Origin of the sequence: Paraburkholderia sp. RL18-101-BIB-B (assembly GCF_046026985.1) — a bacterium.
GTDB lineage: Bacteria > Pseudomonadota > Gammaproteobacteria > Burkholderiales > Burkholderiaceae > Paraburkholderia.
In genome coordinates this window covers 47,748-72,119 of sequence record NZ_JARESV010000043.1, presented here as the reverse complement: position 1 = coordinate 72,119, position 24,372 = coordinate 47,748, and the positions used below count along the sequence as shown (strand labels likewise).

The following is a 24,372-nucleotide window of genomic DNA, read 5'->3' as shown; positions in this document are numbered from 1 at the left end:
GGGGTGGTTCGGCGGGGGGGGGGGGCGGGTTATTGGGGGGGCGGCGCCCTTCGCTTTTTCAGGACCGGTATCATGGGGCATGATTAAGCCTTATGAAATCGCGCAGGAGAGAAGAATCGTGCATGTCGGGGAGCGTTTCAACAGCATTACCCACCTCGTCGGCGCCGTGCTGTCGGTGGCGGGTCTTGCAACGCTCGTGACGATGGGCGCGCTCGACGGTGACGCGTACAAGGTGGTCAGCTTCAGCGTGTACGGTGCGATGCTGTTCGTGCTGTATGCTATCTCGACGCTTTACCACAGCGTGCGCAATCCGCGCGTGAAAGCGGTTCTGCAGAAATGCGACCATTCGGCGATCTACCTGCTGATCGCCGGCAGCTACACCCCGTTCACGCTCGTCACATTGCGCGGACCGTGGGGCTGGTCGCTATTCGGCGTAAGCTGGGGGCTTGCCGCTCTCGGCATCGTGCAGGAATTGACGCTGGGGCGACGCACCCGCAGCGTTTCGATGGTGCTGTATGTCTTGATGGGATGGCTCGCGCTCGTTGCCGTCCGCCCGCTGGTACAAGCCTTACCGGCAGCGGGTACCGCCTGGCTCGTGGCCGGCGGAGTCATCTACAGCGCCGGCATCTACTTCTTCATCAACGACGAGCGCATCCGGCACGGACATGGTATCTGGCACCTGTTCGTACTGGCGGGCAGTCTGTGTCAATTCGTCAGTGTCGCGCGCTACGTCGCGTGACACCCCACGGCGGCGAAATGCAACTTAAGGCCAGTCAACGTGTCTGCATAGCGCGTTGAAGCATTCGGCACGCGTTTCCCGCGTGCCGCCGATTTCTCTGCGAACGGAACTGGCTTCGGCCTCGAACACGCCAAGCGGGTGTGTTCATGCGGCATTTATGCCTGCCGGGCCCATGTGTGCCGTTCGCAAAACTGCATTGCAAAGATCTTTTATGTCTTTTGATTCCCTCGGCTTGTCCGAACCGTTGGTCCGCGCTGTACACGAACTCGGCTACACCACTCCGACTCCGATCCAGACGCAAGCGATTCCCGCCGTGCTCAACGGCGGCGACCTGCTGGCCGGCGCGCAAACCGGCACCGGCAAGACCGCCGGCTTCACGTTGCCGATCCTGCAACGTCTGAACTCCATGCCCGCCGTTGCAACCGGCTCGGGCAAGCGCGCGGTGCGCGCGCTGATCCTCACGCCCACGCGTGAACTGGCCGCGCAGGTCGAAGAAAGCGTGCGAGCCTACGGCAAGTATCTGAAGCTGAAGTCGACCGTGATGTTCGGCGGCGTCGGCATCAATCCGCAGATCGGCGCACTGCGCAGCGGCGTGGATATCGTCGTCGCGACGCCGGGCCGTTTGCTCGATCACATGCAGCAGAAGACCATCGACCTGTCGCATCTCGAGATTCTCGTGCTCGACGAAGCCGATCGCATGCTCGACATGGGCTTCATCCACGACATCAAGCGCGTGCTGGCGAAGCTGCCGCCGAAGCGCCAGAACCTGCTGTTCTCGGCCACCTTCTCCGACGAGATCAAGACGCTCGCCGACAATCTGCTCGACTCGCCGGCGCTGATCGAAGTCGCGCGCCGCAATACGACAGCGGAAACGGTCGCGCAGAAGATTCACCCGGTGGATCGCGACAAGAAGCGCGAACTGCTCACGCATCTGATCAAGCAACACAACTGGTTCCAGGTGCTGGTGTTCACGCGCACCAAGCACGGCGCCAACCGTCTTGCCGAACAACTGACCAAGGACGGCATCAACTCCCTGGCGATTCACGGCAACAAGAGCCAGTCGGCCCGTACTCGCGCGCTCGCCGAATTCAAGGACGGCACGCTGCAGGTACTGGTCGCGACCGACATCGCCGCGCGTGGCATCGATATCGATCAGTTGCCTCACGTGGTCAACTACGATCTGCCGAACGTGCCGGAAGACTACGTGCACCGCATCGGCCGCACGGGCCGCGCGGGCGCGACGGGCGAAGCGATCTCGCTGGTGTGCGTCGACGAACTGCAATTGCTGAAGGACATCGAGAAGCTGATCAAGCGTCCGGTGCCGCAGGAAGTGATCGCCGGTTTCGAACCGGACCCGACCGCAAAGCCGGAACCGATTCTGCGTCGCGGCCAGGGTGGCGGCGGCGGTGGTGGTGGTCGTTCGCCGCGTCAGGGTCAAGGCGCACCGAAGCGTGACGACGGTCGGCGTGACGGCGCGGGTTCCGCGAAACCGGCGCAGCGCTCAGGTCAACGCCCCACAAACGGTCAACAGCAGCCGAAGCCGCAAGGCGCGAAGCCGGCCGGCAACGGCGGCCAGCCGCGTCGTGACGGTCAGCGTCACGACGACCGGCCGCGCGCCGTCGCGCACGAAGGCAGCGCCGCGCAGCACGCACCGCGCAAGCCGCAGGGCGCGAAACCGCAAGGCGGCAATCCGGGTGCGTTGTTGGGCGGCGCGAAGCCGCGCAACGACGCGCCGCGCGGTGGCCATCCCACGCGCAGCGGCCAGCGCGGCCGCTAAGCGTCGAAACCGCACGCTTGTTCGCCGTAGTCCTTGCGTTTGAGGACTACCGGCCGGCACCGGCTGCGGCTTGCTTCAGGTGCTCGATCTGCTGTTCCCATCGGTCGAGCACCGCCTCTCCCTCCTCTTCCAGCTCGAACGTAATGCCGCTCGTCAGGCGCGCATAACGGACGCTTTGCGCGTCCGCCGTGTCGATCGAACCATGCAGATAGACGAGCCCACTGGCGTCGCCAGCGACGCTCGCTAGCGGCGTCATGAGCAACTGCACCTGATAGAACGCCTCGTCGCAAACAAAGGTGAGCGCTGCGCGGCCGCTCTGCGCGATGGCGCGCGTCGCCCTGGCTTGCGGCCACAACGCGATGCACAGCGTGCGCGAATCGGGCGCATACAACTCGCCGACGCCGAGCAGCGACGTGCGCACATGGCCATTCGAATCGACGCTCAGCAGCGACGCGGTGAAACCCGTCTTGCTGGCGAGCGACGAACCGTCGAACAACGCGCGCACGGCATCGGGCCATTCATCGAACACGTTCTGTTCGAGCGGACGTTCGGGTGCGGGGGAATCGCTCATGATGTCGATCCGGTGAGAAGTGAGCCAGCCTGCATCATGCCTTGAAAAGCAAATGGCCCGCATGAGCGGGCCATTTGCAACACCAGGCATTTCGCCAGGCGATCAGCGAAAGAACACGTGCTGCGTGATCTTGGCAAGCGGGTAATGCACGCCTGGCTGAATCCGCGCGGGCAGATCGAGCGGCTTGAGCAGCATCTTCACACACATGTCGGCCGACAGATTGCGCCGCACCAGCGCATTGATCCGCGCCGCGCGCTCGCGGTTATAAGTTGAATCGTGCACACGCTCCGGATAACGAGTCGCGAAGACGTGGCGCAAGGCAATCTCCGAGTCTTCGTTCTTGATCTCCATGACGCGGCGCATCAGCGCACCCAGCACCGCAAGCCGGCCGTTGCCTTCGATCTTGTTGTACTTCTTGAAGTACTTGAAAAAGTGTTTGTAGTGACGCACTTCGTCGGTGCGGATGTTGTCGGTGATCTGCTTGAGGACCGGCTCGTCCGAGCATTCGCCGATCGCGCGATACAAGGTCGCCGTGCCGGTTTCCACCACGCAGCGCGCGACCATCTCGAGCGCGCGGGTCTTTTCGAAGTCCTCCACTGAACAGGTCAGCGAATACTCTTCCATGAAATTACGAAAGGCCGTGTCCCAGTCGAATTCGGGCCACACGTAAGCGATATACGTCTTGAGCGCGCGGCCATGCTGCAATTCTTCCGGCTCCCACTCCTGGTTGAGCCAGGCCGAGACTTCAGGATCGCCGTTGAAAAACGTGCTGAGATTGCTGGTGTACAGATCGGAGCCGCTTTCGATAAACGAGGACGCGCACAGCAGCAGCAGCAAATCTTCGTTGGCGACGGCCTTTTGCCGATCAATGCGGGTGAGGTCGATGTCCTCGATCCGCCAGGGCATGACATGGTTCAGCTCTGTGTGCATCGTGTCTTGCTCCGAAAGCTGTATCGACTCGCGGAGCATGCTCGAAACCGCCCGCTCTCGGCCGGGCCGGTCCGCCGTGTCTGATACAGCGCCTTGAATTAGAGTTAACCCCTTGTATCTTGCATCTTAGTCGGTGTTTCGCAACTCTGCAGATAACCCAGCACAGACCATGCCGAGCCGCCGCAGTTCCAATTGCGGGATAGTCCAAACATTCGGTCGGACAAAAGCGCGGCGCGCAAGGCACAAAAAAAGCCAGCTCGAAGAGCTGGCTTGAGTCTGTGACGATGCCTCGTCAAGCAGGTTTGGCGGGCACGGCGGCGCTTTGATCAAGCGGCGCGAGGCTCGCGATCAGGCGATCTGAACGCCTTGCATCAGTCGTACGCGACGCATGCGCCAGGCAACGGCTACGAGCGAGAGGCCCGACAGCACCGCGGCGATTAACACGTAGTAACTTGGCGCAAGTTTGTCGCCGGTCAAATGAATGAACGTCTCGACGATCGTGGGCGCGAAGCCGCCGAAAATCGTCACGCCGATGCTGTAACCGATTGAAAGGCCCGTCGAGCGCACCTGCGTCGGAAAGATCTCGGACATCAATGCAGGCATCGGGCCGGAATACGCCGCCTTGAAAATGCCCGCCGTGCCCTGCAACAACAGCAACCACCCGATGGTCGGATGAGACTGCAGCAACGCGAACATCGGATAGATCAGCGTCCCCATCAGAATCGACGTGGTTAGCATGATGCGAATCTGGCCGATGCGATCGGACAACGCGCCCATCACCGGCGAGAGCAGGAATTGCAGGCCGCCGTTGAGCACCACCACGCCGAACGATGCCGCTGCAGGCATGTGCAACTGCTTGACGGCGTACATCGGCATGTAGAGCTGCAGCACATACACGCCCACCGTGGATTGCGCGACGATGCCCACCGCGAGCAGCAAATTGACCCACTGGCTGGCGAACGACGCGTCCTTGTCTTCGCTCACCGTCGAGCGAGCGCCGGCCGCTTCGCGCGCCTCGCGCAGCGCGAGGAACTCCGGCGTCTCGTCGAGATGGGAGCGGATGTAATAGCCCACCGGACCGACCAGCAAACCGAACACGAACGGCATGCGCCAGCCCCAGTCATTCAGTTGCGCGGGCGGCAGCCACGCCGTCAGCAGCGAGCCAAACGCGGCTGCGGTGATCGCGGCGAGCCCCTGGCTCGCGAACTGCCAACTGGCGTAGTAGCCGCGGCGCGACGCGCTATGCTCGACCATGAAGGCGGTCGCGCTGCCGAACTCGCCGCCCACCGCGAAGCCTTGCACGAGCCGCGCGAGCAGAATCAGGATCGGTGCAGCGATACCAATCGACGCATACGGCGGCATCACCGCCATCGTGAAGGTGCCGACCATCATCAGCGCGATGGCGAACGTCAGCGCCGCCTTGCGGCCCTTGCGGTCGCCGTAAATGCCCAGCACAACCGCACCCAGCGGCCGCATCAGGAACGAAATGCCGAAAGTGGCGATGGCGAGCAGCGTGGAGAGCCACTCGTCCTGCGTCGGGAAAAACTGTTTGGCGATGATGGTCGCGAAGTAGCCGTAGACCAGGAAGTCGAACCACTCGAGCGCATTGCCGACCGACGACGAAAACACGATCCGCCGCACCATCGCTTTGGAAAGCGGCGCGGACGCGGAATGAGGGGAAGCTGTCGCCGAGGGCGACGCGTGGGTCTGCATGATGTCTCCTGCTCTGTCTGATGCTCGATGCCTGCTGCCTGGCGTGCGGGAAGCGCCGCCGGCAACCGGTGTATTTGATTCGCGCGATGCCTTTGCGAGGGCAGTCGAGAAAGCGCGCCGAGTGCGATGGCCGCTGTATCGCCTCCGCACGCGGCGAAGCGCCGCCTCAGGCGGCACGGCGCGTCGCGCGTGGATGGCTTTCCTAGAACCCCGCAGCCAACCCGTCACGGCGGCTGTCGCTGGCCGCCACATAGCCGCGCTCCGGATCATTGCGATCGAGCTTCCAGATGTACTGGCCGGAGCCGAAGTCCATGTACGGATCGTCGACCGACTTGATCGTATGGCCGAGCTTCTGCAAGGCCTCGGCGGTCTTCGGATCGAGCGTCGATTCGATGTCGATAGTGAAGTCGCGATTGACCTTCCAGCGCGGTGCGTCGCACGCGGCCTGCGGCTGCTGACCGTAGTCGAGCATCCGCACGATGGATTGCAGATGGCCTTGTGGCTGCATGTCGCCGCCCATCACGCCGAAGCTCATCACCGCTTCCTGCTGGCCGTTCACCTGCTGCGTGAGGAACGACGGGATGATCGTGTGGAACGGCCGCTTGCCGCCTTCCACTACGTTCGGCGATTTCGGGTCCATCGAGAAACCACAGCCGCGGTTCTGCATGGCGATGCCGCTATCCGGCACCACGATGCCCGAGCCGAAGCCCATGTAGTTCGACTGGATGAAGCTGACCATCATGCCGCGCTCGTCCGCCACCGACATGTAGATGGTGCCGCCGGCCTTCGGCATGCCGAAATCGAACTGCGTGGCGCGCTTGTGATCGATCAGTTTGGCGCGCGAGGTGAGGTACGCGTCGTCGAGCATCTGCTCGGGCGTGACGTCCATGGAACGCGGATCGGCGACGTAGCGGTAGACGTCGGCGAAGGCCAGCTTCATGGCCTCGATCTGCAAGTGCTGCGATTCGACGTTGTCGACCGCCAGTTCCTTCACATCGAATTTTTCGAGGATGCCCAGTGCGATCAGCGCCGCGATGCCCTGCCCGTTCGGCGGAATCTCGTGTACGGTGTAGCCGCGATAGTCCTTGCCGATCGGCTCGACCCAATCCGCGCGGTAGTTACGCAGATCGTCGGCGGTCAGCGCGCCGCCACCTTCGCGGGCGAACGCGGCGATCTGCTCGGCGATCTCGCCTTCGTAATACGCGCGCGGGCCCTGCTCGGCGAGCTTGCGCAGCGTCTTCGCGTGGCCGGGGAAGCGCACCAGTTCGCTCACTTCCGGCGCGCGGCCGCGCGGCATGAAGGTTTGCGCGAAGCCCGGCAGGTCCTTCAGTTCAGGCACGGCGGCCGCCCACTTATAGGCGACGATGCTCGCCACCGCATGGCCGCGCTCGGCGATTTCGATGGCCGGCTCCATCAGGTCGGCGAACGGCAGCGTGCCGAACTTCTGATGCAGCGCTTCCCAGCCGGCGATCACGCCGGGCACAGTCACCGCGTCCCAGCCGCGCTTGGGCTGCTTCGCGAGTCCGTTTTCCTCGCCATATTTGCGCTTGAAGTAGTCGACGTTCCACGCCGCCGGCGACACGCCCGAAGCGTTCAGGCCATGCAGCTTCTTACCGTCCCACACCAGCGCGAACGCGTCGCCGCCCAGCCCGCACGATACCGGCTCGACCACCGTGATGGCGGCTGCTGCCGCGATCGCCGCATCGACGGCATTGCCGCCTTTCCACAGCATGCGCAGTCCAGCTTGCGCGGCGAGCGGATGCGAAGTCGAAACGATGTTGCGCGCGAATACAGGCAGACGCGGCGTCGGGTAAGGGTTTTGCCAGTTGAAGCCAGTCATGTCGAACACTCTCGAAAGCGCGGCCCGGCTTGTGGAAAACGCCGGAAACCATTGGAAAACAGATCGAACGCGGGGATGAGACGGGGTGAAGCGCGAATCAACCGCGGAACCTTGGATTGCATCGTGATCCGGCTCAAAAAACAAATTCATTTATCAAATGAATAAATGCGTAATCTGCCTGAATAGATCGACGCGCGGTCGTCTCGTATCCTATGCATGTCGCACGAGTTGGCAGACAAGGCGCGCGATGGTCTTACAATACGCTCACCCCCGTTCACGCTTCACTCGCTTACCGGCTCAGCTTGGCGGGCCGGCGGCGGGCAACGCAGACAAGAAACCCACGAACCGAGACACATGACCCGAGACCCCCGCCTGACTCTCAATGCCCGGCAACAGGAACTGCTGGAGTGGGTGCAACGCGACGGCTTCGTGACCGTGGACGACCTCGCGGCCCACTTCGACGTGACGCCGCAGACGATCCGCCGCGACGTCAACTGGCTCGCCGACATGAACCTGCTGCGCCGCTATCACGGCGGCGCGAGTCTGCCTACCAGCTCCGAAAACGTCTCCTATACGGCGCGTCAGCGCATGTTCCATGACGAGAAGCGGCGTATCGCGGCGCTAGTGGCCACTCACATTCCCGATCAGGCCTCGCTCTTCATCAACCTCGGCACCACCACCGAAGAAGTGGCTCGCGCGCTCAATCGGCACCGCGGCTTGCGCGTGATCACCAACAATCTGAACGTCGCGAGCATGATGAGCGGCTATCCGGATTGCGAGGTGCTGGTGACGGGCGGCATCGTGCGGCCGTGGGACAAAGGGATCGTCGGCGAACTGGCGATCGATTTCATCCGGCAGTTCAAGGTCGACTTCGCGATCATCGGCACGTCGAGCATCGAAACGGACGGCACGCTGCGCGATTTCGACACGCGCGAAGTGCGTGTGGCCGAGGCGATCATCCAGCATGCGCGCACCGTTTTTCTCGCCGCCGACAACTCGAAATTCGGCCGCCCGGCGCTGGTTCGCCAAGGCCATCTCGATCAGATCGACGCCTTGTTCACCGACGTCGCGCCGCCCGCCGAAATGATTGAGACGCTCGCAGCCGCCAACTGCCAGGTGTATATCGCCGACTGACGCCAGGCGTTCTCCGCCATGCTGCAGCGCACGCAAAACTTCGAGTGAAATCAAGGATCTGGCCGCGACTCCCAACCGCCGCTGACGCGCCGAATTGTCAAAGGGAGAATTTACTGGGGCGGATTTGGTGTTTAACGTGCGGTTGACTACACTCCAGGTTCCCCGGCGTACGTTCCGCATTCTGCGTAACGCCGGTACGTGAAGCTGTCGTGTGAATCCGTACCTCCCGCCTGATCCTTTGCGGACCTCACTGGCATGAGCCAGTCGCCGGCAAGGCCGTCCGCGTTTGCTTGACATGGAGAGAAACGATGCTGAGTCCGCATGAATTCGCCACGTTATTACTCGTCAAGGACGCTCCCAATCAAGTCGACATGGAGCGAGAAGAACTCGACGCCCTTCTGGAACGCCAGTTGGTTCAACTCGAACGACTCGCGTCGGGCAACGAACAATGGCGCGTGACTGAAAGCGGCGATAACGCATTGCGGGCCATCAAGCGTCTTTCCTAGTTGTGCTGGTTTCAGCGCGTCTTGCGGCCGGACGGCACAGTTGGCGTCCGGCGCTGTGACGGCGCGTGCTCTTGCTGCTTTGAAATCTTTCTCTTCGTGAAAAAAGCAGGACGCCACCCGGCGTCCGCTTTATTGTGCCCAAATCATTTACACAGTAAATTGACGCGACGGACTTTTTGCCCTCGCGCATGCCCAAAACCCTCTCTCCCGACGATATCCAGCAATTCCGCGAGGCCATGCGGCGCGTGGCCGAGAACGCGTTCGCCACACGCGGCGGCGAGGGCGTGACGATGCGTGAACTGGCGAGAGAACTGGGTTGCAGCGCCATGACGCCCTATCGCTACTTCCGCGATAAGGACGAGATTCTCGCGATGGTGCGCGCCGCGGCGTTCAACCGCTTCGCGGCGCGCCTCGAAGCGGCCGCGAAGACCGCCACCGAAACGGATCACTCCGTGGTGAGCGAAGCGTACGTAGCGTTTGCGCTCGACGAACCGCACGCCTATCGGTTGATGTTCGATCTGGCTCAACAGGCAAGCGACTACCCGGAACTCGCCACCGCCTCGCAGCGCGCGTGGCGCATGCTCGGCACGCACTTCGAACGGCTGGTCGAAGCGGGCATTCTGGAAGGCGATCCGCAACTCATCGGCTACGCGTATTGGGCGAGTCTTCATGGCTTCACCATGCTGGCGCTGGCCAATCAGTTGCCATTGCCACAGGCGCAGCAACCTGCCGGCGCCGACAATACGCCGACGCGCGAAGCCGTGTTCGCGCAGATTCGCCGCATGTTGTGGCGCGGTGCGCAGCCGCAGCGCGGCTAGCGCTTACTGCGCGCGAAGCGGACCGGTTCAACGAATAGCGACAAGCGAATTGAACGACGGCGCTCGCGCTTAGGCCTCAACCATTGCGCAAAGTCGGATCGACGGCCGCGCGCCAACTCAATGCCTTGGCGCGCTGGTCGGTAAAGAACGTCACCCACTGGTTACGCAGTTGCGGATCGGTGCTCGCGCCCTGGCTCGCGTAACGCTGCGCGATCGACGTCTGGAACGCGCAGAAATCGTCCTTCGACAGCTTGCCGCCCCGGTTCGCCACGTACGCGTCGAACATCGCCGCGTAGACGCCTTGCGCGTCGTTGCCGTAGTCGACCGGCTGGGCACTGCACATCTGCTGCAACGACACGAACGACGGCGCGCCCCTCGTTCCGCTCAGGCTCGGCGAACTGACACACCCCGCGAGAAGCGTAGCCGCGCCGATCATCAAAAGTCCACGCATGAATTCACCTCGAAATGGCTGCTCCCAAGAGTATCGTCCGTGGCCGCGCGTTGCGCCACTACCCGGACAGCCGTTAGAGGAGCGCCCAAACAAACCGAACTTTACTTTTTCGAATATGTTCATTAAAGTTCGAAAACGAACACGATCAGTTCGATAGTTTTTCCAAACGATTTTCTGGATACGACGCAGGGGACACAGCAGGTGACGCAAGGCTCGAGATACGATTTGCTCGTCGTGGGCGGCGGGATCAACGGCGCAGGCATCGCTCGCGATGCGGCGGGCCGCGGCCTGTCCGTGCTGCTCTGCGAACAGGACGATCTGGCGGCGCATACGTCGTCGGCCAGTACAAAGCTGATCCACGGCGGCCTGCGCTACCTCGAATACCGCGAGTTCGGGCTGGTGCGCAAAGCGCTGCAGGAGCGCGAAACGTTGCTGCGCGCCGCGCCGCACATCATGTGGCCGCTGCGCTTCGTGATGCCGCACATGCCCGATCTGCGCCCGGCCTGGCTGATCCGCGCCGGTCTCTTTCTGTACGACCATCTCGCCAAACGCGAGCTGCTGCCTGGCTCGCGCGGCATCGTGATGCGCAACCATCCGGCGGGCGCACCGCTGGTCGATTCGATCAAGCGCGGTTTCGTGTACTCGGACGGCTGGGTCAACGACGCGCGCCTCGTCGTGCTGAACGCGCTGGACGCCCAGGAACACGGCGCGAAAATTCTCACGCGCACGAAACTGCTGAGCGCTGTGCGCGCGGGCGGCGAATGGCGCGCGCAACTCAAGCGCCCGGACGGCACGATTCTGGACGTGCGTGCCGGATCGATTGCGAACGCCGCGGGCCCGTGGGTCGGCGAACTGCTGCAAGGCGCGCTCGGCCGCGCCGCGACGCACAGCGTGCGGCTCGTGAAAGGCAGCCATATCGTCACGCGGCGCCTGTTCGAACACGACCACGCGTATATCTTCCAGAATCCGGACAAGCGCATCATCTTCGCGATTCCGTACGAACACGACTACACGCTCATCGGCACGACGGATCTCGAATATCGTGGCGACCCGTCGCAAGTGGCGATCAACGCTGAAGAAACGCAGTACCTGTGCGAGTCGATCAACCGCTACTTCAAGCAGAAGATTTCGCCGGCCGACGTGCGCTGGACCTATTCGGGCGTTCGTCCGCTGCTCGAGGAAGAAGGCGCGGACAACCCGTCGGCAGTCACGCGCGACTACTCGCTCGAACTCGACGCGCCGGCCGGCGAAGCGCCGCTGCTGTCGGTGTTCGGCGGCAAGATCACCACCTTCCGCAAACTGGCGGAAGAAGCCGTCGACAAACTCGCGGACGCGCTGCAGCACGGTGCGTCTTCGTGGACGGCCGGCGCGCCGTTGCCCGGCGGCGATATTCCGAACGCCAACTTCGAGCGCTTTCTCAGCGAATTCAAGCAGCAGCATGCCTGGCTGCCGGCCGATCTGGCGCATCGCCTCGCCCGCGCCTACGGCACACGCGTCAAGCATGTGGTCGGCAATGCGCGTTCCGTGGCCGATCTCGGCCGGGCCTTCGCGCCGGGCCTCTACGAAGCGGAACTGACGTACCTGCGCGATACCGAATGGGCGCGCAGCGCGCAGGACGTGCTATGGCGCCGTTCGAAACTCGGCTTGCACGTCGAACCCGGCACGCTCGATTCGATCACACGCGATATCGACGCGTGGTTCGCTCGCGAACCCGAGCGACAGAGCGCATAGTCAGACATCGCCCACGCGACGCGCTCGCTGCATCTAAACAAACCGGATCGATTCACCCCTCGGCTGGACCAGGCGGGGCCGCACCATCACGTGTTGCTGCCCGCTTAAAACAACAAGCCGTTCCCGTCGCCGGCTATCCGTCCGGCGATTCATAAAACGCATGGAGAAGAGACAATGCAGGACCAGTACATCCTCGCGCTTGACCAAGGCACCACCAGCTCGCGCGCGATGCTGTTCGACCGGCTCGGCAATATCGTGTCGACCGCTCAAAAGGAATTCCAGCAAATCTATCCGCGTCCGGGCTGGGTCGAACACGATCCGCAGGAAATCTGGTCGACCCAGGCCGGCGTCGCCGCCGAAGCCGTGACGCGCGCCGGCATGAACGGCACATCGATCGCCGCGATCGGCATCACCAATCAGCGCGAAACCACCATCGTGTGGGATCGAGAAACCGGCCATCCGATCTACAACGCGATCGTCTGGCAGGACCGTCGCACCGCCGACTTTTGCGACCAGCTGAAGGAACAGGGCCTCGAAGAGAAAGTCCGCGCCAAAACCGGCCTGCCGATCGACTCGTACTTCTCGGCGACCAAGATCCGCTGGATTCTCGATAACGTCGAAGGCGCGCGCGAAAAAGCCAAACAGGGCCGCCTCGCGTTCGGCACGGTCGACAGTTGGCTGGTCTGGAATTTCACCAAGGGCGGTTTGCACGTCACCGACGTCACCAACGCGTCGCGCACGATGCTCTTCAACATCCACTCGCTGAAGTGGGACGACGAACTGCTCGAGGCGCTCGACATTCCGCGCAGCATGCTGCCGGAAGTGCGGGCTTCGTCGGAAGTGTACGGGCCGACCAAGACCACCGTGTTCGCTTCGAAGATTCCGCTCGCGGGCATCGCCGGCGACCAGCACGCCGCCCTCTTCGGCCAGATGTGCACGGAGTCGGGCATGGTGAAGAACACCTACGGCACGGGCTGCTTCCTCGTAATGAACACTGGCGACAAGCCGATCGAATCGAAGAACAATCTCGTCACCACGATTGCCTGGCAGATCGGCGACCAGATCAATTACGCGCTCGAAGGCAGCATCTTCATCGGCGGCGCCGTGGTGCAATGGCTGCGCGACGGCCTCGGCATCATCAAGAACGCCGCTGAGATCGAAACGCTGGCGCGCAGCGTGCCGCATTGCGACGGCGTGTATCTGGTGCCCGCCTTCGCCGGACTCGGCGCGCCGCACTGGAATGCGCGTGCTCGCGGCACGCTGTTCGGCGTGACGCGCGGCACGACCTCCGCGCATATCGCGCGCGCCGCGCTCGACTCGATCGCCTATCAGTCGCTCGACGTGTTGAAGGCGATGGAAGCCGACTCCGGCATTCGCATCGGCGAATTGCGCGTGGACGGTGGCGCGTGCGCGAACAATCTGCTAATGCAGTTCCAGGCCGACATTCTCGGCGTCGATGCGGTGCGCCCGCAGGTATCGGAAACGACCGCGTTGGGCGCGGCTTATCTGGCCGGTCTCGCGGTGGGTTATTGGAAAGACGTCGACGAACTGCAAAACCAATGGAAGCTCGACCGCCGCTTCACACCGGCCCTGCCGCACGCCGACGTCAAGGAATGCCTCGACGGCTGGAAGCGCGCGATCCGCGCCGCGAAGGCCTGGGCCGATACGCCCTGAGCGCGTCTTTTACCCCTTCTCTTTCGACAATAAAGAAGCCGCTTATCCGGCGGCTTCCCTAACAACTATATTTCGGATAACCAACGATGTCTCCTTACATTGCTGAATTCATCGGCACGGCACTTGTGGTGCTGCTCGGCGACGGCGCCGTCGCCAACGTGCTGCTCGCGCGCACCAAAGGCAAAGGCGCCGACCTGATCGTGATCGTCATGGGCTGGGCGATGGCCGTGTTCATCGCCGTCTACGTCACCGCGTCCTTCAGCGGCGCTCACCTGAATCCCGTCGTGACCATCAGCCTCGCACTGGCCGGCAAGTTCGCGTGGGCCAAGGTGCCCGGCTATATCGCGGCGCAGATGCTCGGCGGCATGGCCGGCGCGCTGCTCGTGTGGATGGCGTATCGCCAGCACTTCGCGAAAGAAGGCGACGCCGACGTGAAGCTCGGCGTGTTCTGCACCTCGCCCGCGATTCGCAGCGTGCCGCACAACCTGCTCACCGAAATGATCGCCACCTTCGTGCTGATTCTGGGTGTGCTGTATCTGGCTTCGCCGCAAGTCGGTCTCGGCGCGCTCGACGCGCTGCCGGTCGGCCTGCTGGTTCTCGGCATAGGCATCTCGCTCGGCGGCCCGACCGGTTACGCGATGAGCCCCGCTCGTGACCTGTCGCCGCGTTTGATGCACGCGCTGCTGCCGATTCCGGGCAAGCGCGACAGCGACTGGCACTATGCGTGGATTCCGGTTTGCGGTCCGTTGCTGGGCGGTGCGGCGGCAGCGTGTCTGTATCTGTACCTGCATGTGCATTGAGCTGGGCGCGCAGATAAAACGCGCCTGAGCATCGACGGAAAGCGGCGGCGCCGCTCACGCGGCGCCAAAGCACGTATCATGACGCTTTCACTCTCCGCGCATGAGCTTGCAATTGCCTTGCCCGTGCGCTTCGCTTTCCGTTTCCAGGCATGATCGACCACCTCATCTGTGACTGCGACGGCGTGCTCGTCGACAGCGAAATCATCGCTGACCGAGTGATGCTCGAAACGCTGACCGCCACCTTCCCGGGCCTCGACTTCCAACCCATCGTCAAGATGGCCTTTGGCCAGCAAACGTCGCGCTTTCTCGAAAGCATCGAGAAGTCGTTCGATATCACGCTGCCCGCGAATTTTTTCGACACTATCGAGCACAACGTCGAGCTCGAACTCGCGGCTTCGCTCAGCCCGATCAACGGCGTGCGCGATGCGCTGCAACGCGTCACGTTGCCGGCCGCCGTCGTATCGAACAGCCGCATGGCGCGCGTGAATGCGTCGGTGCGGCGCGCCGGTCTGCAGCAGATTTTCGGCGAACGCATTTTCAGCGCGGAACAGGTGGCGCGGCCGAAGCCCTATCCCGATGTCTATCTGTTCGCCGCGAAGACGCTGGACGTGGAACCGTCACGATGCGTCGTGGTGGAAGACAGCGTGGCCGGTTTGAATGCCGCGCGCGCGGCGGGGATGAAGACGATCGCTTTCGTCGGCGCGAGCCATATTCCCGATGGCTACGCGGACGCGCTGCGCAAGATGGGCATGACGCGCATCATGCAGCATATGGATGAATTGCCCGCGCTGGTCAAAGCGGGCGTACGCGGCGAGTTCGGCGACGTGCAGTCGTAACCGTTCGCACCAACGGCTTGCGGCAACAGAAAAGCCGGCTGAAAACAGCCGGCTTTTTCGCATCAGCGCTGCAAGCGAGTGCGCGCCTCATTTCACACGCGCGCACGCCTCGCCCATCAAGCCTCGTCAGCCACGCATTCGCGCGCCTGCGCCAGCGCCTGACGAAACTCCACCAGTTCGGCGATGGTCAGCATCGGCAGATTGTGTTGCGCGGCGAAGCGCTCCACATCAGCGCCGCGCGTCATCGTGCCGTCCGGGTTCATTAGTTCGCACAGCACGCCAGCCGGCTTCAGACCCGCGAGAATCGCGAGGTCGACCGTGCCTTCGGTATGGCCGCGACGCGCCAGCACGCCGCCGGGTTGCGCACGCAACGGGAACACATGGCCAGGGCGCACGATGTCGGCGGGCTTCGCCGTGTCGGCGATCGCGGCGCGAATCGTCGTCACGCGATCGAGCGCGGACACGCCGGTGGTCACGCCGTCGCGTGCTTCGATCGAAACCGTGAACGCGGTGCCGTGACGGCTTTCGTTATTGACGGCCATCGGCGGCAGTTCGAGCGCGCGGATTTTCTCGTCGGGCAAACACAGGCACACGATGCCGCTGCATTCGCGGATCAACAACGCCATGGTTTCGACGGACAGACGCTCGGCGGAAACGATCAGATCGGCTTCGTTCTCACGGTCGTGGTCGTCTTGTAGAACGACGGCGCGGCCATCGCGCATGGCTTGCAACGCGGCGGCGATACGCGGCGGAACGGCTTCGGTGTCGAGCAACGGGAGATCGAGGAATGCGCTATCCGCAATCGTCGACGGAGCAGGAAAAGTAGCAAAGGTCATGATTGAAACGCTCATCGCAAAAGTTGGGCGAGAAACGTTTCAGGGCATTGCAAACAGACAAAGACGCGCCGTTGAACGCCGCGCAAAGCGACGCTCGCGCACCGCCTCAACCTGCAAGCGGCGCCACGGAAACGAACATGACTATCTGCACATCTTCTTCCATCCGGACTCTAACCGTCGGCTCTGGCTTCTCACCAGATCTGCTGACCCCACTTCAGTCTTTCCTGTTCGGAAGACCGCACTACGTGGGCGCTCGCGGGCTCACCGGCTCACGCTTTCGCGTTGCCGGCCTACCGCCGGTGGGGAATTTCACCCCGCCCTGAAGACGCACTGATTGCCGGATCGACCGGCTGGCAAAGCATACAACAGTCGCGCCGCACGTGCAGCGCAACCCTACTGATCAGACGGAAATCTCTGACTCCGACCACATCGGTCCGCAAACGATGCCGGTCAAACCGGCGCGGCCTCGCGCTGCGGCTCGTGGTGCGCGGGCACGTCCCAGCGCGGCGGCGTTTCCGCCTTCAGCGTGACGCGAAACGCGCGCGCTTCCGTGTCGCCGGGATTGCGCAGGCTATGCGGCTGGTCGGCGTCGAACACGATCGCGTCGCCGGTGGCCAGCAACTGGCGTTGATCGTGCACGCTGACTTCCAGCGTGCCCTCGCTCACCACCAGATTCACCGTCGTGCCCGGCGCGCGGCGCGTCCCGGCTTCGGTGTGCAACGGCGCGATCCGCAACTCGTGAAACTCGGCGGCGGTCGGCTCGGCGTCAGGATAAAGCGGCCGGGCGGAATAGCGTCCATTCGAACTGACGACGCGCGACGAGCGCTCCGCCGGCAAATGCTCGAAGCCGTTGGTGGCATGGCGCCGCAAAAAGGCCGCCACCGACACCTTCAACGCGGCCGCCACTTTGCATAGCACCTTGATGGACGGCACGCTGCGCGCCGACTCGATCTGCGCGAGCATCGCGCGCGACACGCCTGACGCGCGGGCCAAAGCGTCGAGCGACAGTTGCCGCTCGGCGCGCAAACGGGCGAGATTCACGCCGACGAGATGTTCGAGTGCATCGAAGGGTTCAGCGGCACGCGGCGACGCATCGGTGTCAGCCGTGGGATCGCGAACCAGCGCAAGCGGGGAATGCATGATTGCCTCCAGGAGCGCCGCCGGACGGCGGGCAAACGGTTAGTGGAAGCAAGATAGCATCGCGCCCCGCCGCGCCCAACGAAGTTATCTTCACACTGTTATCAGCATTGCGGAGGACGTTTTCCGCAATGCTTGTGCGAATTTTTCATAAGGGCACGGGCGCGGGCGATTCACGGCCTCATTTGCCCTCACGCCCGCTGCGCCACCGTCGCTGCCGGCGCATCCATACGCGCAGCGAACCACGTCAATAGCAACGCCGCCACGCTGACTCCGGCCGCCACCCACGGCAAGGTATCGAGCGAATGACCGTGATTGATCACCAGACCGCCGAGCCACGCGCCGCCCGCATTGCCAACGTTGAACGCACCGATGTTCAACGTCGAAGCCAGATTCGGCGCCGCAGCCGCTTTTTCGACCACACGCATCTGCAAGGGCGGCACGGTGGCGAACGCAGCAATGCCCCACACGAAGATAGTGACCGCCGCTGCAATCTGCGAATGGCTGGTGCGCGCAAAGATCGCCATCACCACCGCGAGCGCGACCAGAATGCCCATCAGCGAAGGCATCAGCGCGCGGTCCGCCAGCTTGCCGCCCACCGTATTACCGATCGTCAGGCCCACGCCGAACAACACTAGAATCAGCGTGACGCCGCGCGGCGAGAAGCCGCTCACCTGCTCCAGAATCGGCGCGATATAGGTGAACACGACGAACACGCCGCCGAAGCCGAGCACCGTCATCGCGAGCGCGGTCCAGACTTGCGGGTCCTTCAACACACGCACTTCGTGACCGAGGCCGACCGGAGCGGCGTCATGACGATTCGGCACAAGCGCCGTAACGCCCACGAGCGACAGCACGCCGAACGCGCTGACGATCCAGAACGCCGCGCGCCAGCCGAACTCCTGGCCGACGAACGTGCCAAACGGCACGCCGAGCACGTTCGCCAGTGTCAGGCCGGTGAACATGAGCGCAATCGCGCTGGCGCGCTTTTCGGCCGGCACGAGCGAAGCCGCCACCACCGCGCCGATGCCGAAGAACGACCCGTGCGCGAACGACGTCACCACGCGCGCGATCATCAGCACGGAATAGCTGGACGCAATCGCGCACAGCGTATTGCCGACGATGAACACGCCCATCAGCAACTGCAACGCCAGCTTGCGCGGCATCTTGCTGGTCACCACCGCGAGCAGCGGCGCGCCGACCGCGACGCCGAGCGCGTAGCCGCTCACCAGCAAGCCCGCCGACGGAATCGACACCGCCAGATCGTGCGCGACCTCGGGCAGCAGGCCCATGATGACGAATTCCGTCGTGCCGATCGCGAAGGCGCTGATCGCCAACGCCAGTAATGGAATGGGCATTTTTCTACTCCAGGATTTAAGGTTGAGCGTGATGCAGCGCCGTCACGAATTCGACGACGACGCCCGGCGCGAGCGCCACGAATAGTTGCGCCTGAGCCTCCTGCGGCCCCATCTGCGGCACATAGGCGGTTTGGTAATCGACGCCGTGCGCATGCAGGCGACCGAGCAGCGCCCGCCATTCGGCGGCGCTCTCCAGCCGGAAGGCGATGTGGTCGATACGCGGCGCCGTCCGACCGGTCACGGCGGGCACCGTTGCGTCGATCAGGTGAATCAGCGGGCGGCCGTTCGCGTATAGCCAGTAGCCGTCGATCGAAAACGGCGGACGCGCGCCTTGGGTCAGCCCGGCGACATCGACAAAAAAGCGTCGGGCGGAGTCGAGCTCGGCGGTGACGATCGTCGCGTGATCGAGTTGCATGGCTTGGGCGGAATCAGGGTTTTCCATGACCGCAATTGTCGAGGCTGAGTGTCGATTTGATAATTGGCGTAGCATTTGAAGCATTTTCAAATCTCTTTTGAAAGATCCACCATGGACAACCTCGGTGACATCCGTCTGTTTGTTGAGGCCGCGCAGCAGGGCAGCCTGTCTGCGGCGGGCCGCAAGATGGGCCTGACACCGGCCGCCGCCAGTGCCCGCCTGGCCAAACTCGAAGCCGGCCTCAAAGCGCGTCTGTTCGAGCGCACCACCCGCCAACTCAGGCTCACGGACGAAGGCCGTCTCTACCTGAATTGCTGCCGTCAGGCGCTGCAATCGCTCGACGACGCCGAAGCCGCCCTGCAAGCCGGCCAGGGCGTGGTGCGTGGCAAGGTGCGGGTCTCGGCGACCTCGGATTTCGGCCGCAATCTGCTGATGCACTGGCTCGACGAATTCAACGCGCTGTATCCGGAAGTGACCTTCGCGCTGACGTTGTCGGACTCGCTGTCGAATCTGGTGCAGGAGGACATCGATCTGGCGATCCGCTTCGGTGTGCCGCAGGACAGCTCGCTGGTCGCCCGCAAGCTGGCGCCGAACCGGCGCGTGCTGTGCGCGTCGCCGGACTACATCGCTCGCAAGGGCGAACCAAAGGATCCGCACGATCTCGCCAATTTCGACTGCATCGTGCTGGGCACCGCCTCCGGGCTGGCGAACGAGTGGCGCTTCACGCGCGGCGACGAGGTGCAGCACTACACCGTGCCGTTCGAAGCCGCCCGCGAGACCAATGACGGCGCCGTCGCCCGCGAATGGGCGCTGCGCGGTTACGGCATCGCGATCAAGTCGATGTGGGACGTGGAGGCGGATCTACGCGCCGACGGCCTGAAGATCCTGCTGCCGGAATGGCGTTATCCGGACGCGCCGCTGCACGCGCTCTACCATCGCAACCGCTTCATGGCGCCGCGCGTACGCGTGCTGCTGGATTTCCTGAGCGAGCGTTTCGCGCAGGTGTCGGACGAACTGGAAGGTCTGCTGGGCTTGCCGCCGGACGGGCCACACGGCCAGGCAACCGGGGAAACCGCGTCGCGCGAAGGGCTATAATAATGAGCTACGCTGCAAACGTGCCCCGACGCTGCCCGATAGTGGCCTGAAGCGCCGCCCCGCGGCCCGCTCGCACGTTTCGCCCTGTTCACCTTTTAAACGACGCCCCCAGGTTAACCACTGCGACCGGCGAAATTCGATGACCAAGAAAGTTTATGTAAAGACCTTTGGCTGCCAGATGAACGAGTACGACTCCGACAAGATGGTCGACGTACTCGGCGCGGCTGAGGGGCTCGTGAAGACCGACACGCCGGAAGACGCGGACGTCATTCTGTTCAACACGTGCTCGGTGCGCGAAAAAGCGCAGGAAAAAGTGTTCTCCGACCTCGGCCGCGTGCGCGAGCTGAAGGAAGCGAATCCGAATCTGATCATCGGCGTGGGCGGTTGCGTGGCGAGTCAGGAAGGCGCGGCGATCGTGGCGCGCGCACCGTACGTCGATCTGGTGTTCGGTCCGCAAACGCTGCACCGTCTGCCGCAAATGATCGACAAGCGCCGCGAAAGCGGCCGCGCGCAAGTCGACATCTCGTTCCCGGAAATCGAAAAGTTCGATCACCTGCCGCCGGCTCGCGTCGACGGCCCGAGCGCGTTCGTGTCGATCATGGAAGGCTGCAGCAAGTACTGCAGCTATTGCGTTGTTCCGTATACACGCGGTGAAGAAGTGTCGCGGCCGCTCGACGACGTGCTGACCGAAATCGCCGGCCTCGCCGACCAGGGCGTGCGCGAAGTCACGCTGCTCGGCCAGAACGTGAACGCCTACCGCGCCGGTCTCACGCTGGGTTCGTCGGACATCGCCGATTTCGCCACGCTGATCGAATATGTCGCGGACATTCCGGGCATCGAACGGATTCGCTACACCACGTCGCATCCGAAGGAATTCACACAGCGCCTGATCGACACCTACGCGAAGGTGCCCAAGCTCGTCAGCCACCTGCATCTGCCGGTGCAGCACGGCTCGGACCGCATCCTGATGGCCATGAAGCGCGGCTACACGGTGCTCGAATACAAATCCGTGATCCGCAAGCTGCGCGCGATCCGCCCTGACCTGTCGCTCTCCACCGACATGATCGTCGGCTTCCCCGGCGAGACGGAAGAAGACTTCGACAAGATGATGGCGCTCGTGCACGAGATGAAGTACGACACCAGCTTCTCGTTCATCTACAGCCCGCGCCCCGGCACGCCGGCCGCGAATCTGCACGACGACACGCCGCGTGAAGTGAAGCTCAAGCGTCTGCAACATTTGCAGGCCACCATCGAGGAAAACGTGCAGCGCATCAGCGATTCGATGGTCGGCAAGATCGAGCGCATACTGGTCGAGCGCCCGGCGCGCAAGGATCCGAACGAACTCGCCGGCCGCACCGAGAACAACCGGGTGGTGAATTTCCCGGCACCGGTGGCGTCGCACGCAAGGCTGATCGGCCAGATGGTCGACGTGAAAATCGTCCATGCGTACCCACATTCGCTACGTGGCGAGCTCGTGCTGGTTCATGACGACGCTCCGGCCACGACCCATTAAAGCGACGCCAACGCGCGTAGCGAAACCGACAGGATCGACCCACCGCCTTGAAGACCACTCAGCAGCATCTGGAATTCACCGCACCGCGCGAAGACAACGCGCGGCTCGCCAACCTCTGCGGCCCGCTCGACGAAAATTTGCGCCAGATCGAGCAGGCGCTCGACGTGACGCTGCAACGCCGTGGCCACCGCATCACGATTCGCGGGCGCGGCGCGAAACTCGCGCTCACCGCGCTCGAGAACTTCTACAACAATGCCCGCGAGCCGCTGTCGGTCGACGACATCCAGCTCGCGCTCGTCGAAGTGCGCCACCCAGCGCGCCATCGCACGAACGGCAATGGCAATGGTCATAGCGACGCAGTGGGCGACGCGCGTTTCCCCGGCAATCCGGATCATCCGTTCGACCAGCCCGCCGACGCCGGCGACGACGACCTCGAAGAACTCGGCCCGAAGCTGTACACGCGGCGCGCCGACCTGCGCGGCCGCACGCCGGCGCAGCGCGAGTATCTGAAGCAGATCATCTCGCACGACGTGACCTTCGGCATCGGTCCGGCCGGCACCGGCAAGACCTATCTCGCGGTGGCGTGCGCGGTGGATGCGCTCGAGCGCGACCAGGTCAAGCGCATCGTGCTGACCCGTCCGGCTGTCGAAGCGGGCGAGCGTCTCGGCTTTCTGCCGGGCGATCTGGCGCAAAAAGTCGATCCGTATCTGCGTCCTTTGTACGACGCGCTGTACGACCTGCTCGGCTTCGACAAGACCGCCAAGATGTTCGAGCGGCAGATGATCGAAATCGCGCCGCTCGCGTACATGCGCGGCCGCACGCTGAACCACGCGTTCATCATCCTCGACGAGGCGCAGAACACCACGCCCGAACAGATGAAGATGTTCCTCACGCGGATCGGCTTCGGCTCGAAGGCGGTGGTCACCGGCGACACGACTCAGGTCGACTTGCCGCGCGGCCACAAGAGCGGGCTGATCGAAGCGCAACAGGTGCTGGCCGACGTACGCGGCATTGCGCTCACGCGCTTTACCAGCGCGGACGTGGTGCGGCATCCGCTGGTCGCGCGAATTGTGGAGGCGTACGATGCGCATTCGCAGAAAACCGCCAGTCCGGCGGATTCGCGCTAATCGCCCGCAGCCGCAACGAACGCACTACAACGAAACCGCATGAGCCGCGCCCCGAAACTGACGTTGAATCTGCAATTTCCCGCCGCCAAAACCTGGCCGGAACACAAGGCGCTGCTGCCGCGCGCCACGGTGGCCGGCTGGATCAAGGCGGCGCTCTTCGCGGACGGCGAACTGACGGTGCGTTTCGTCGATGCCGAAGAAGGCCGCACGCTGAACCGCACCTATCGCGGCAAGGATTATTCGACCAACGTGCTGACCTTCGCGTACGCCGAATCGGAAGACGATCCGGTGACGGGCGACCTGATCCTGTGCTGTCCGGTGGTCGAGAAAGAAGCCGCCGACCAGGGCAAGCCGCTCATCGCGCACTACGCGCATCTGCTCGTGCACGGCACGCTCCACGCCCAGGGCTACGACCACGAAGTCGAGGAAGAAGCCGAGGAAATGGAAGCGATCGAAACGGAAGTCCTCGCCAAGCTCGGCTTTCCCGATCCCTACCAGTAGGCGTCGATCACCCGCACGTCGCAAACGTCCAACCTGTTCAAAACCGATCGTGAGCACCTCTTCCCCCGAAGCCGACACCCGAACGCCCTGCCCGGACTATCCGCCGGCACTCGGCGAATCGCGGCTCCTGACGGACGAGGAACTGCGCGCGTCGCTCGAATGCACTTTGCGCGACTGGGACCGCAAGAGCGACCTGTGGCTGTTCGGCTATGGTTCGCTGATCTGGAATCCCGGCCTGCCCACCGTCGAAGCCACCCGATCGAGGGTCCACGGTTATCACCGCGGGCTCTACCTGTGGTCGCGCGTGAATCGCGGCACGCCCGAGCAGCCGGGTCTCGTGCTGGCGCTCGATCGCGGCGGTTCGTGCACCGGCATCGCATTCCGGCTCGCGGCCGAAGGCTCGATGCCGCATCTCGAAGCACTCTGGCGTCGCGAAATGGCGATGGGTTCATACCGCCCGGCGTGGCTGCCGTGCGTGCTCGCCGACGGCCGGCGCGTCGATGCGCTCGCCTTCGTGATGCGCCGCGACGTGCCGAGCTACACCGGCAAGCTGCGCGACGACGTCGTTAAAACCGTGTTCGGCTGTGCGAGCGGGCGCTACGGCACCACGCTCGACTACGTCAGCCGCACGGTCCATGCGCTGCGTGAGAGCGGCATGCCCGACCGCGCGCTCGAAGCGCTGCTCGAACGGTGTCGCGAGGAGAGGCGTGAAGCAGACTTAAAAGCAGCCCAGAAAGCAGACCGGAAATAACTGTCACGAACGGCGCTTTTTTTCCTGGAAACGCTTTTCCGCGCGTAATCAGTTAGGATTGACCTACGCCTGCCCTCACGGCGGAGCCGCTTCACCCCAGCTTCACTCATCGCCCAGCC

At 63.5% G+C, this 24,372-nt stretch carries 23 protein-coding genes and 1 riboswitch; of the genes, 14 read left to right on the top strand and 9 right to left on the bottom strand.

What is annotated here, in order from left to right; genetic code table 11:
• Positions 1-118: 118 nt before the first annotated feature.
• Entirely contained in the window at positions 119-739 is a 621-nt protein-coding gene (trhA, locus tag P0D73_RS36485) for a PAQR family membrane homeostasis protein TrhA (RefSeq protein ID WP_093635539.1), read from the top strand.
• Between the two features lie 211 nt (positions 740-950).
• Entirely contained in the window at positions 951-2,516 is a 1,566-nt protein-coding gene (locus P0D73_RS36480; protein WP_132373190.1) for a DEAD/DEAH box helicase, read from the top strand.
• 46 nt (positions 2,517-2,562) lie between these two features.
• Here P0D73_RS36480 and P0D73_RS36475 read toward each other — a convergent pair whose 3' ends face one another.
• From P0D73_RS36475 to ggt, 4 genes are all read right to left on the bottom strand, one after another.
• Positions 2,563-3,087 (bottom strand): hypothetical protein, encoded by a 525-nt coding sequence (locus P0D73_RS36475; protein ID WP_408287733.1) that lies wholly within the window; start codon positions 3,085-3,087, stop codon positions 2,563-2,565.
• A 102-nt stretch (positions 3,088-3,189) separates the two neighbouring features.
• Complete coding sequence (locus tag P0D73_RS36470) at positions 3,190-4,017, bottom strand: ferritin-like domain-containing protein (protein ID WP_012434272.1); 828 nt, start codon at positions 4,015-4,017, stop codon at positions 3,190-3,192.
• Between the two features lie 348 nt (positions 4,018-4,365).
• Positions 4,366-5,730 (bottom strand): MFS transporter, encoded by a 1,365-nt coding sequence (locus P0D73_RS36465; RefSeq protein ID WP_408435028.1) that lies wholly within the window; start codon positions 5,728-5,730, stop codon positions 4,366-4,368.
• Between the two features lie 202 nt (positions 5,731-5,932).
• Positions 5,933-7,570, bottom strand: coding sequence for a gamma-glutamyltransferase (ggt, locus tag P0D73_RS36460; RefSeq protein ID WP_408435026.1), 1,638 nt, complete (start codon positions 7,568-7,570; stop codon positions 5,933-5,935).
• Between the two features lie 354 nt (positions 7,571-7,924).
• Here ggt and P0D73_RS36455 point away from each other — a divergent pair, with 354 nt between their 5' ends.
• From P0D73_RS36455 to P0D73_RS36445, 3 genes are all read left to right on the top strand, one after another.
• The gene (locus P0D73_RS36455) at positions 7,925-8,704 is read left to right on the top strand and encodes a DeoR/GlpR family DNA-binding transcription regulator (RefSeq protein WP_408181102.1); all 780 of its coding nucleotides are present in this window, start codon (positions 7,925-7,927) and stop codon (positions 8,702-8,704) included.
• Positions 8,705-9,012: 308 nt separating this feature from the next.
• Positions 9,013-9,210 (top strand): hypothetical protein, encoded by a 198-nt coding sequence (locus tag P0D73_RS36450; RefSeq protein WP_132373180.1) that lies wholly within the window; start codon positions 9,013-9,015, stop codon positions 9,208-9,210.
• Positions 9,211-9,398: 188 nt separating this feature from the next.
• On the top strand, positions 9,399-10,028 hold the full coding sequence (locus P0D73_RS36445; protein WP_408287743.1) for a TetR/AcrR family transcriptional regulator: 630 nt from the start codon (positions 9,399-9,401) through the stop codon (positions 10,026-10,028).
• Positions 10,029-10,104: 76 nt separating this feature from the next.
• Here P0D73_RS36445 and P0D73_RS36440 read toward each other — a convergent pair whose 3' ends face one another.
• Positions 10,105-10,479 (bottom strand): hypothetical protein, encoded by a 375-nt coding sequence (locus tag P0D73_RS36440; RefSeq protein WP_408181104.1) that lies wholly within the window; start codon positions 10,477-10,479, stop codon positions 10,105-10,107.
• 201 nt (positions 10,480-10,680) lie between these two features.
• Between P0D73_RS36440 and glpD the strand changes: the two genes are divergently transcribed.
• The 4 genes from glpD to P0D73_RS36420 all read left to right on the top strand — a co-directional run bounded on the left by glpD (position 10,681) and on the right by P0D73_RS36420 (position 15,520).
• Positions 10,681-12,210, top strand: a complete 1,530-nt coding sequence (glpD, locus tag P0D73_RS36435) for a glycerol-3-phosphate dehydrogenase (RefSeq protein ID WP_408435024.1) — start codon at positions 10,681-10,683, stop codon at positions 12,208-12,210.
• A gap of 174 nt (positions 12,211-12,384) precedes the next feature.
• Positions 12,385-13,884 (top strand): glycerol kinase GlpK, encoded by a 1,500-nt coding sequence (glpK, locus tag P0D73_RS36430; RefSeq protein WP_408181106.1) that lies wholly within the window; start codon positions 12,385-12,387, stop codon positions 13,882-13,884.
• Between the two features lie 86 nt (positions 13,885-13,970).
• Complete coding sequence (locus tag P0D73_RS36425) at positions 13,971-14,684, top strand: MIP/aquaporin family protein (protein WP_132373170.1); 714 nt, start codon at positions 13,971-13,973, stop codon at positions 14,682-14,684.
• 149 nt (positions 14,685-14,833) lie between these two features.
• Positions 14,834-15,520: an HAD family hydrolase gene (locus tag P0D73_RS36420; protein ID WP_408435022.1), complete on the top strand. Its 687-nt coding sequence runs from the start codon at positions 14,834-14,836 to the stop codon at positions 15,518-15,520.
• 116 nt (positions 15,521-15,636) lie between these two features.
• Here the strand turns inward: P0D73_RS36420 and ribB are convergent, their stop codons facing one another.
• From ribB to P0D73_RS36400, 4 genes are all read right to left on the bottom strand, one after another.
• Entirely contained in the window at positions 15,637-16,356 is a 720-nt protein-coding gene (gene ribB, locus P0D73_RS36415; RefSeq protein ID WP_134457854.1) for a 3,4-dihydroxy-2-butanone-4-phosphate synthase, read from the bottom strand.
• Between the two features lie 147 nt (positions 16,357-16,503).
• A riboswitch (FMN riboswitch) is annotated at positions 16,504-16,687 on the bottom strand.
• Between the two features lie 119 nt (positions 16,688-16,806).
• Positions 16,807-17,496: a helix-turn-helix domain-containing protein gene (locus tag P0D73_RS36410; protein ID WP_132373166.1), complete on the bottom strand. Its 690-nt coding sequence runs from the start codon at positions 17,494-17,496 to the stop codon at positions 16,807-16,809.
• A 188-nt stretch (positions 17,497-17,684) separates the two neighbouring features.
• Positions 17,685-18,851, bottom strand: coding sequence for an MFS transporter (locus tag P0D73_RS36405; RefSeq protein ID WP_408435020.1), 1,167 nt, complete (start codon positions 18,849-18,851; stop codon positions 17,685-17,687).
• A 16-nt stretch (positions 18,852-18,867) separates the two neighbouring features.
• On the bottom strand, positions 18,868-19,266 hold the full coding sequence (locus P0D73_RS36400) for a VOC family protein (protein ID WP_408435030.1): 399 nt from the start codon (positions 19,264-19,266) through the stop codon (positions 18,868-18,870).
• 111 nt (positions 19,267-19,377) lie between these two features.
• Between P0D73_RS36400 and P0D73_RS36395 the strand changes: the two genes are divergently transcribed.
• From P0D73_RS36395 to P0D73_RS36375, 5 genes are all read left to right on the top strand, one after another.
• Positions 19,378-20,361 carry a LysR family transcriptional regulator gene (locus P0D73_RS36395; protein ID WP_132373162.1) on the top strand — a complete coding sequence of 328 codons (984 nt, stop codon included), beginning with the start codon at positions 19,378-19,380 and terminating at the stop codon, positions 20,359-20,361.
• Positions 20,362-20,500: 139 nt separating this feature from the next.
• A complete protein-coding gene (gene miaB / locus P0D73_RS36390; RefSeq protein ID WP_132373160.1) occupies positions 20,501-21,874 on the top strand; it encodes a tRNA (N6-isopentenyl adenosine(37)-C2)-methylthiotransferase MiaB in 1,374 nt (457 codons plus the stop codon).
• A 47-nt stretch (positions 21,875-21,921) separates the two neighbouring features.
• Positions 21,922-23,001 (top strand): PhoH family protein, encoded by a 1,080-nt coding sequence (locus P0D73_RS36385; protein ID WP_408435018.1) that lies wholly within the window; start codon positions 21,922-21,924, stop codon positions 22,999-23,001.
• 39 nt (positions 23,002-23,040) lie between these two features.
• Positions 23,041-23,502: an rRNA maturation RNase YbeY gene (ybeY, locus tag P0D73_RS36380; protein WP_408435016.1), complete on the top strand. Its 462-nt coding sequence runs from the start codon at positions 23,041-23,043 to the stop codon at positions 23,500-23,502.
• Between the two features lie 49 nt (positions 23,503-23,551).
• The gene (locus P0D73_RS36375) at positions 23,552-24,253 is read left to right on the top strand and encodes a gamma-glutamylcyclotransferase (protein ID WP_132373155.1); all 702 of its coding nucleotides are present in this window, start codon (positions 23,552-23,554) and stop codon (positions 24,251-24,253) included.
• The last annotated feature ends 119 nt before the right edge of the window (positions 24,254-24,372 follow it).

What these genes read in the sequence shown, in the direction of transcription:
- P0D73_RS36425 (WP_132373170.1), top strand. Translation starts at nt 13,971, where the DNA reads ATGTCTCCTTACATTGCTGAATTCATCGGCACGGCACTTGTGGTGCTG.
- P0D73_RS36480 (WP_132373190.1), top strand. Translation starts at nt 951, where the DNA reads ATGTCTTTTGATTCCCTCGGCTTGTCCGAACCGTTGGTCCGCGCTGTA.
- P0D73_RS36400 (WP_408435030.1), bottom strand. Translation starts at nt 19,266, where the DNA reads ATGCAACTCGATCACGCGACGATCGTCACCGCCGAGCTCGACTCCGCC.
- P0D73_RS36465 (WP_408435028.1), bottom strand. Translation starts at nt 5,730, where the DNA reads ATGCAGACCCACGCGTCGCCCTCGGCGACAGCTTCCCCTCATTCCGCG.
- P0D73_RS36470 (WP_012434272.1), bottom strand. Translation starts at nt 4,017, where the DNA reads ATGCACACAGAGCTGAACCATGTCATGCCCTGGCGGATCGAGGACATC.
- P0D73_RS36455 (WP_408181102.1), top strand. Translation starts at nt 7,925, where the DNA reads ATGACCCGAGACCCCCGCCTGACTCTCAATGCCCGGCAACAGGAACTG.
- P0D73_RS36450 (WP_132373180.1), top strand. Translation starts at nt 9,013, where the DNA reads ATGCTGAGTCCGCATGAATTCGCCACGTTATTACTCGTCAAGGACGCT.
- ybeY (WP_408435016.1), top strand. Translation starts at nt 23,041, where the DNA reads ATGAGCCGCGCCCCGAAACTGACGTTGAATCTGCAATTTCCCGCCGCC.
- glpK (WP_408181106.1), top strand. Translation starts at nt 12,385, where the DNA reads ATGCAGGACCAGTACATCCTCGCGCTTGACCAAGGCACCACCAGCTCG.
- P0D73_RS36395 (WP_132373162.1), top strand. Translation starts at nt 19,378, where the DNA reads ATGGACAACCTCGGTGACATCCGTCTGTTTGTTGAGGCCGCGCAGCAG.
- P0D73_RS36440 (WP_408181104.1), bottom strand. Translation starts at nt 10,479, where the DNA reads ATGCGTGGACTTTTGATGATCGGCGCGGCTACGCTTCTCGCGGGGTGT.
- P0D73_RS36410 (WP_132373166.1), bottom strand. Translation starts at nt 17,496, where the DNA reads ATGCATTCCCCGCTTGCGCTGGTTCGCGATCCCACGGCTGACACCGAT.
- P0D73_RS36405 (WP_408435020.1), bottom strand. Translation starts at nt 18,851, where the DNA reads ATGCCCATTCCATTACTGGCGTTGGCGATCAGCGCCTTCGCGATCGGC.
- P0D73_RS36420 (WP_408435022.1), top strand. Translation starts at nt 14,834, where the DNA reads ATGATCGACCACCTCATCTGTGACTGCGACGGCGTGCTCGTCGACAGC.
- ribB (WP_134457854.1), bottom strand. Translation starts at nt 16,356, where the DNA reads ATGACCTTTGCTACTTTTCCTGCTCCGTCGACGATTGCGGATAGCGCA.
- ggt (WP_408435026.1), bottom strand. Translation starts at nt 7,570, where the DNA reads ATGACTGGCTTCAACTGGCAAAACCCTTACCCGACGCCGCGTCTGCCT.
- miaB (WP_132373160.1), top strand. Translation starts at nt 20,501, where the DNA reads ATGACCAAGAAAGTTTATGTAAAGACCTTTGGCTGCCAGATGAACGAG.
- P0D73_RS36445 (WP_408287743.1), top strand. Translation starts at nt 9,399, where the DNA reads ATGCCCAAAACCCTCTCTCCCGACGATATCCAGCAATTCCGCGAGGCC.
- P0D73_RS36475 (WP_408287733.1), bottom strand. Translation starts at nt 3,087, where the DNA reads ATGAGCGATTCCCCCGCACCCGAACGTCCGCTCGAACAGAACGTGTTC.